The organism is Sphingopyxis sp., from assembly GCF_016463645.1.
GTDB lineage: Bacteria > Pseudomonadota > Alphaproteobacteria > Sphingomonadales > Sphingomonadaceae > Sphingopyxis.
The window spans coordinates 193,677-200,921 of the sequence record NZ_JAEMQX010000001.1; the positions used below are offsets into that span (position 1 = coordinate 193,677).

The following is a 7,245-nucleotide window of genomic DNA, read 5'->3' on the forward strand; positions in this document are numbered from 1 at the left end:
GGCAAGCGCCATCCGGCCCGCCGCGGATCAAAGCCACGGCCAGACCAGATGCGGGAAGCGCGCATGAAGGCAGCGCCCCCACATGCGAAGCGCGCAAGCGAAATCGCTCGTCACCTGCTCGACGGTGATGCCATGCCGCTCGGCGAGTTCGCCATAGGGCGTCTCGTCGAAGCGGATTGACATGAAGATAACGCCCTGCCGTGAGGTCATTTTGCGAAGCGCGATGACCATCCGGCGCTCGGCGTCCTCGATGGTGACCGTCGATAGATCGCGCCGCCTCATGACTCGTCTCCCGCGAAGGCGAGCAGAAAATCGCTCGCCTTGCTGGCTTGACTCGCGGCGCGGAAGATCGCCTTCTCGTCGTCGCGCAGCACCGACAGCCACGACGCGATATAATCTGCATGCCTGACGGTCGGCGCGATGCCAAGCGCAGCGCAAGTGAACGCCGCCGCAATCTCCGCAACAAGCTCCTCCTTGGCGTAGGGCTCCGATCCGAACCCGCCCGTCTGGTCGCGGTCGAGCCTGCTGCCATGACCGGTCCAATGCCCAAGTTCATGGAGCGCGGTGCGATACCAGTTGACCGGCTCATGGAACGCCGCCTGCGGCGGCACCTGCACAAAATCGTGGCTCGGATTGTAGAAGGCTTCGCCGCCGCCGATCTGGAACGTCGCGCCGCTTGCCGCGATCAGCGCGTCGGCTTCGGCGATAGCAAGCACAGGATCGGGGCTGACCATGGGCGCGATATAGTCCTCGGGCAGTCCTTCGCACTGGTCGACGTTGAACACGACAAAGCGTTTGAGGAACGCCACCTGCCGCGCTTCGCGGTCCTCGCCGCGCGCTGCTTCAGCTTCCGCCTTTGGCGTGAAGCGGTCGGCATAGCAGATGACCGTGCCCTTCTCGCCGCGCCGGACATTGCCGCCCGCCGCCTCGGCCTGCCGGTAAGTCAGCCAGCGCTGCGACGCATAGCCCTTGGCGACAACCTCGGCCCACAGGATCAGCACATTGATGCCGCTATATTTGCGCGCCGTTCCCGCATTCTGCGGCATCGTGCATCCGCACGCAGCTGCATCCCAAGGCTGCACCCATGGCAGCCGTCCCTCTTCGAGTTCCGCAATGATCCTGTTCGTGACCTCGGAATAGAGGCTGGCCCTGTCGGCCCTTTCCTTGCGCATGTCACTTCTCCTTCCCGCCAACCGCACCCCGGCCCGGAAGGGGGCGGAGGTGGGCGACAGGAAGGAGCCGGCAGACCCGCATCATCGGGCGGGCTGCATCCGAAGGACCGGAACGAAGAGGAGGACCCGCAGGGCTGCGGCCCGGCCGGGCGGGGCTAGAGGCGAGTGACGCCCACCTTCGCTCCCGCCGTGCCGGGTATCTACGCCGCCGCGCGAGCGGCGACCGCATGCGCGCCAGCGGCGCCCTCCCCAATGCGAATCACGTGACGGTCGCGCCGCCTTGCGGAGCGTCACTCGCGATCGCGACCGCCTCCGGCGGTCACAATTCCATCATCTGGCGGTCCTGCGAGACGAATTGAGAAAATAAATGCGTCTGTGCCAAAACTACGCTGCAGCCGCCGGGAACCGCATATAGCCGCCGGGAGCCCTAAGCAGTCCTACGCTAGAGCGCTACGCCAAAAAGCAGGATTTTCTGCGGTGTTGACGAAGGGGTTGGCGATCCCCTTCTATGATCTCAGGTCGACCTATGATCCCCCCGCATATGGAGAAATACTGCATGGCATATCAGTCTCCCCTGCGCATGATGCGCCTCGATGAGGTCCTGAATCTCACCGGCCTCAGCCGCGCCACGCTCTACCGAAAGATCGCCGCCGGCACCTTCCCGCCGCAGCACAAGCTCGCCGAGCGCTGCTGCGGCTGGCGTGCCGGCGAGGTCGACATCTGGCTCCGCAACCCTGTCACCTTCACCGTCGCCGACCTGGATCGCGACAGCGATCGCGACGCCGCCTGAAAGCCAGGCACGGCAAAGCCCCGCGCCGCGAGAGCGGCGCGGGGCGATGTCCGCCTCAGTCGGCGGGGTTCCAGATGAGCGCGTAACCGTCCTCGCCGTCCTGACCGGCGGCGCGGCCGAGGTTCGCATAGAGGCGGCGCGGCCCGAACTCGGGAGCGGCGAGGCTCAGCGACACATAGGGTTCGCCCGAAACCTGACCGACGCGGATCCAGCCGGCGCCGATTTCGACTCCTTCGGACCAGACCCGGTAATCAGGCTGGACGTCGCCGCTCTTCGAGCGGTTGGTCCGGATTTCGATCGCAGCACGGATCGAGAGGGTTTTCAGCTGGCCCACGAAACCCGTGTCGATGGTGCCGTTCACAAAGCCGATAGCTGCCATTGGTCGTCTCCTTGAAGTACCGCGGGACCATCCCTGCGGCATGGGCGGACCAGGAACCGGCGCATGAGGCGTGCCGCGAACCCGAAGGGCCGCAGCAAAGCGGAGGAGTGCGGCGGCGCTATTATTTGAAGCGAAGAGGCCGCGAGGAGCGCGTGGAACTCGCGCGGGGAAATAATCGCGCCGCCGCACTTTCGCGGGGCGCCGCGCCGGTGCAGGTCAAATCGCCCGTCGCCGGGATGGTCCTGCAGAACAGGTGGAGTGATGACGAGCTATCGACATGAACGATCAAACGCGGAAACTTGAGTGAGAAAAGCGATCTTCGAACGCTCGGTCGGGGCTAACCGAGCAGCTGAGTACGAGGCGGCAATCCGCCCTCACGTCGGCCCACTCCGCTACGTAAGAAAATCATGCCGACGGCATACGATTTGGCGCTTTCATACAATTCAGGTCGGCCAGCCGATATTATCGGGCTCACCATCTTCCGTCAGAGCTTGGCGATTAGCGACCCCGGCAAGCTATCGACGGTGGGGGCGATGGATAGATAATCCTTCGTTTGAGGCGGCGCGAAGGCAACTTCGCGTCGCCTCTTTCTATGGCCAAACCGCGCGACAGCGCCGCTTGCGGCGGTGACGCGCGCAAAATCAGAAGCGCCGCGCCGGCCCCCGAGGCCGGCGCGTCATTTTGCGCCCGGAGAAAAATGAGGCGGGCGACCGAAGCCGCCCGCCATATCTTCAAGCTGCCAAAGGCTGCTCGTCCTCGGCATCGGGTTCAGGCGCCGTGGGAGCCGCAAGCTCATGAGCGACCCGCCGCGCCGATCTGACGCTGCCCACACCGCCACGCGCCGTATAGGCCGAAGGCGGAAAGGCCATCCATTGCGGAACCCACGGCTCGGCCTTGGCCCGGCCGTTCGCCCCTTCGACACAATCGGAAACGATTGCCTTGAGCGCCTTGCCCTTCTCACCCGCGTTCGCTGCGGCAACCTCCGGTCCCGCGACCTCGCCGGTGATGGCGAGCAGGACCTCGCGGTCGCGAAGCTGGTCGAAGAAGGCCGCGTCCGCCGACCAGTGCTTCCGCATGTCGGTGCCGAGATGAAGGCCGATCATCTCCACCGCCTCGCTTCCCGCCTGCAACGTCTCGCCCATAACGATCGCCACAATCTCCAGCACCACCGGATCGGGGAGTTCGAGCAGCCGCGCGAACAGTGGGGCAAAAGGGGGACGATGGAGCGGCCTTCCCGTGACGGTGGGCGCTTCCGCGTCGAACCCCAGTACCGCGAGCACGGCGCGGCGCTTGAGGTCGAACGCCGCCTCGGCGGAACAGCTCTCGACGCTCTCGGCGATATCTTCCTTCGGCGCGCGCTGGCTTTCGATATCGACGCGCCAGAGGTCTGCGCCCGCGATCACATGCGCGAGCATTGCCTTGAGCGCGACCCCACCATGGCCCGCCAGATCGGCACGCACCGCCGCATGGCGGTGAAGATCGATATAGGCGTTGAGCGGACCCGATACCTCGGGACGCACCGGCTTCGTAGCAACGGCAGCGCCATCGTCCCCGCCGCCACTCGAAAGCCGCTTCGCTTCCTTGGTCGTGACGAACCCTTCGTGGAAGCTGACCTCGCCGCTCTCGCGAACCTCGACGTAGATACGGCCGCCCTTGCGCTTGCCCGCATGGGCATGATCCCATGACCGGAACCAGTCGCCGCGCGGCATGACAACCACATCGGGCCATCCCGCCACGAGATACGCGGCCTTGCGCGCCTCGATAGCTGCCATCTGCGCCGACCAGAAAGCATCGCTGTCGGCAAAGAAGCTGTCCTCGCCGAACAGGTCCGACACGATAGCCGCCTTCGCTTCCGCGACATCGAACAGCGCGTGCTTCACCGCGATGGCGGTGCCGCCGAACAGCCATGCTTTCAGCTGATGACCTATCGGGCAATAGGCGCCCTCATCGTCGAACAAGGCAAGCCACGCCTTCTGCTGGCTCTTCGATGCGAGGGTCAGGTGGCGCACCGTGCCCGCATCGATCTCGCCGCCACGATAGAGGGTGCGGATGCGCGGGAGCAGATTGCCAAGCGCGAGAATGCGCTTCACGGCGCGCGGCTCGAACCCGAAGCTGTCTGCAACCTCCTCGACCGAGCGCCCCGCCTTCACGAGCGCGACGAACGCTTCCCACTGGCTCACCTCGTCGGGCTGCACCCGTGCGAGGTTTTCGAGCATCGACGCTTCGAGCGCATCGGCATCGTCACCCTCGTCGAGAATGGCGCATGGAATGGGCCGGACAGCCCCGCCCTCGCGCGCAACGGCGCCCATAGCCGTAAAGCGCCGACGCCCCGCGACGATCTCATAATGGCCTTCGGCGCAATTGGGCCGAACGAGCAGCGGAACCAGCACCCCGCGCGCGCGGATGCTCGGCATAAGGTCCGCGACGTCGGGGTCTTTCCCCTTCCCGCGCATGTTGGCGGCTGCGATGGACAGATTGCCCATATCGATGAAGTCGAGTTTCATGGCTGTCTTCCTTCTCTTCAACCACACCCGGCCCCGGACGGCGGGGCGGGCGGCGAGAAAAGGCGACGGGACCGCGCCAAAGGACGGGGCGCACCCGCAGGGCCGCAACGAAGTGGAGGAGCCGACGCGCAGCGGCGGCTTGCGCATCGGCCGAGCGGGCCCATAGCCGTGCGCCGAACGACACGATGTCCGTGGCCGGCCCACGACAACGCCGCCGTGCGGTCAGCGCGGCGACAATATTGGAAAACAGACGCGCCCTTGGCGAAGCCGCAGGCGGGGCGGCGTGCGCGCGGACATGGGCTTAGCCGCCGCCCCGCCAAGAACAAGCCAAGAGCGCAGCGCGGCCCACCGTGCAAAAGTGCGACCTCTGGCGGCAGCCTGCTGCCGCCAGTGCGCGCTCATTTGAGGCCGCGCTCAATCTACCTTCGGCTTAGCTCTCCCAAGCTTCGTTGAGCACCACTGCCGCCAATGCCGATTTGTCGTGCGGGAAGAACCGGCCATAATGTTTCGCGACGATTTCCGGGCTATCCTGGATAGCATAGCCCGCCTGCTCGTATGAGCCGGTCTTCTTGAGAACGTGCGTTGCCAAAACATCGCGCACATTGTGCGGCCCATGCGGGAGCAGGCCCTTGATCGCACCTTGGCCGGTATAGGGATTAAAGATGCCATAGCGTTGGATCGCCAGCCGCCAGGCATCATAGAATCCGACCTGACTATATGCGGCATCCTTCGTCGTCAGCTTGGCCGATTTCACAAAGAATGTCTTTGGATCCTCGGCGCCGCCGAGCAGGATCTGCCGGTCGCGCCGGAGATATAGATCAATGAACTCGTAGAGCCGCCCGAGATCGGGCAGAAGCAACCGATAAGGCTTCCGGCCGAAAAAGGACGATGACGCATTTTTGAACGCGACGGCGGGTATGAAGACCTCCCAGCCGCCCGATAGATCGTTCCATCGCAGCTCGCCGCATTTCAGCTTCTCGAGTTGCTTCTCGCTGCTGTGCCGCGCGCCTCGAACGCAGAAGCGAAGCTGGCGAAGGTTCTTCTGGCGAAGACCAAGATGCAAGCCAAAGCGCAGCATCAGGAATGCGCGTACCGCTTCGGCTGCTGCCTTCGGATGACGCCGCGCGCTCGGCATCCGCGCCAGTATTTCCTCGGTGATCTTGCGATATTCGCCGACCGGGCTCTCAGCTTCGAGGATGGGCAATATCGGTTCGAACGGATCGCGATGGACCTTCGCGACCCGCTGAACGTCCTTCTTCCGGTTCAGGGCATAGATGATGAAGCGGTCGCAGACCGCATCCCAATCCCCGCAAGCTTCATCGATCTCATCTGCCGAAATCAGTTCATCGACCGGTTGCAGGGCGTTCGCAAGGTCTGGGTGCTGTCGCATCCAACCCGTCTTTTCGCGCGCAAGCGACAGGGCCAAGTCGAGCATATTGATCTCCCAGCTCGTATAGAAGCCGCGGCGCTCCTCGCGCCAATGGAGATACCAGTCCCAGACCGACGGGAAGAGCAGCATCGCGAGACACAGGCGATCGGCGGGAACGCCAAAGCCGCGAACATCGCCATCCGGCGGCGAGCAAAGAGCCCCGAACATAAGTCCGAGATGCTCCAATTTCTGCGACGCGGTTTCCTCACCCCACATGCCCTGGCGAAGCAGGCCCGATGGCGCGAGCGTCGACGTTTTGAACGCAATGACACTGTGGACTTCGCTCTGAAGTTGGAGTGGCGCATCGCGGCAGCCCGCCATGCTCTCGTCGGTCGCACCGGAATCGACCGATGCACTGTTCGAGAATCGGAGTGAGAAGCGCTGCTGCGTCGCTTCTCGCTGAAAGCGGCGATACTCTGTAGCGCCTTCGATAATGACCGAACGCACCCACGCCAGTATTTCCTCGCGCTCGCGTTTGGGCCGCTTGGAGAAATCGCCCGGAAGATGCCACGCGAGTTTGCGTCGCTCGGAAGCCGTAAGCGCCGCAATGGCGGGCCGCGCGGTGGCACGCCCAGTCCGATCGAGTTTCGCCTGAAAATAGCCCTCGGGCAGGCGATAGCGGCGCTCGATTCTGCCCAGGACGGAGAGGCTTTCGATCGTGCCCGGCGCCTTTACGCCGGTCGCCCACGTCTGGATCGTCTTGCGATCGGTCTTGTCGCCCGGACCGATAATGGCGCGGTGGAGATGATTGCAGCTGTCGCCGTGCCGGCGCATGTGCAACGCAAGCGCTTCGGGAAAGGAAGGTGGATCGACCCATTCTTCTCCCGATGCCTCGGGAAATTCGACAATCACCTTCGGTTTCGGGCCGCGCTTCTTTTTCGGATGGTCAGCGACGTTCGTGCTCTCAGCTACGGGTATGAGGATCAGCGTGCAATAGGCACCCCCTTCGTGGGGTGATCGGCGTGCAAAAA

Annotated in this window: 6 protein-coding genes; 1 reads left to right on the plus strand and 5 read right to left on the minus strand. The window is 64.2% G+C overall.

The window, feature by feature from the left end; translation table 11 throughout:
- Window positions 1–27 precede the first annotated feature (27 nt).
- Entirely contained in the window at window positions 28–282 is a 255-nt protein-coding gene (locus JHC57_RS00870) for an iron dicitrate transport regulator FecR (RefSeq protein WP_294027832.1), read from the minus strand.
- Window positions 279–1,172: a zincin-like metallopeptidase domain-containing protein gene (locus tag JHC57_RS00875; protein WP_294027833.1), complete on the minus strand. Its 894-nt coding sequence runs from the start codon at window positions 1,170–1,172 to the stop codon at window positions 279–281. The genes JHC57_RS00870 and JHC57_RS00875 overlap by 4 nt, the downstream gene beginning before the upstream one ends.
- A 556-nt stretch (window positions 1,173–1,728) precedes the next feature.
- Here JHC57_RS00875 and JHC57_RS00880 point away from each other — a divergent pair.
- Entirely contained in the window at window positions 1,729–1,962 is a 234-nt protein-coding gene (locus tag JHC57_RS00880; protein ID WP_294027835.1) for an AlpA family transcriptional regulator, read from the plus strand.
- Window positions 1,963–2,017: 55 nt separating this feature from the next.
- Here the strand turns inward: JHC57_RS00880 and JHC57_RS00885 are convergent, their stop codons facing one another.
- From JHC57_RS00885 to JHC57_RS00895, 3 genes are all read right to left on the minus strand, one after another.
- A complete protein-coding gene (locus JHC57_RS00885) occupies window positions 2,018–2,341 on the minus strand; it encodes a DUF736 family protein (RefSeq protein ID WP_058802012.1) in 324 nt (107 codons plus the stop codon).
- Between the two features lie 731 nt (window positions 2,342–3,072).
- Window positions 3,073–4,845: a ParB N-terminal domain-containing protein gene (locus JHC57_RS00890; RefSeq protein ID WP_294027838.1), complete on the minus strand. Its 1,773-nt coding sequence runs from the start codon at window positions 4,843–4,845 to the stop codon at window positions 3,073–3,075.
- 430 nt (window positions 4,846–5,275) lie between these two features.
- Window positions 5,276–7,245, minus strand: a 1,970-nt coding sequence (locus JHC57_RS00895; protein WP_366928520.1) for a hypothetical protein, incomplete at its 5' end; no start/stop codon positions are given.

Excerpts from the sequence above, each read along its gene's own strand:
- JHC57_RS00885 (WP_058802012.1), bottom strand. The coding sequence starts at position 2,341 with ATGGCAGCTATCGGCTTTGTGAACGGCACCATCGACACGGGTTTCGTG.
- JHC57_RS00880 (WP_294027835.1), top strand. The coding sequence starts at position 1,729 with ATGGCATATCAGTCTCCCCTGCGCATGATGCGCCTCGATGAGGTCCTG.
- JHC57_RS00870 (WP_294027832.1), bottom strand. The coding sequence starts at position 282 with ATGAGGCGGCGCGATCTATCGACGGTCACCATCGAGGACGCCGAGCGC.
- JHC57_RS00875 (WP_294027833.1), bottom strand. The coding sequence starts at position 1,172 with ATGCGCAAGGAAAGGGCCGACAGGGCCAGCCTCTATTCCGAGGTCACG.
- JHC57_RS00890 (WP_294027838.1), bottom strand. The coding sequence starts at position 4,845 with ATGAAACTCGACTTCATCGATATGGGCAATCTGTCCATCGCAGCCGCC.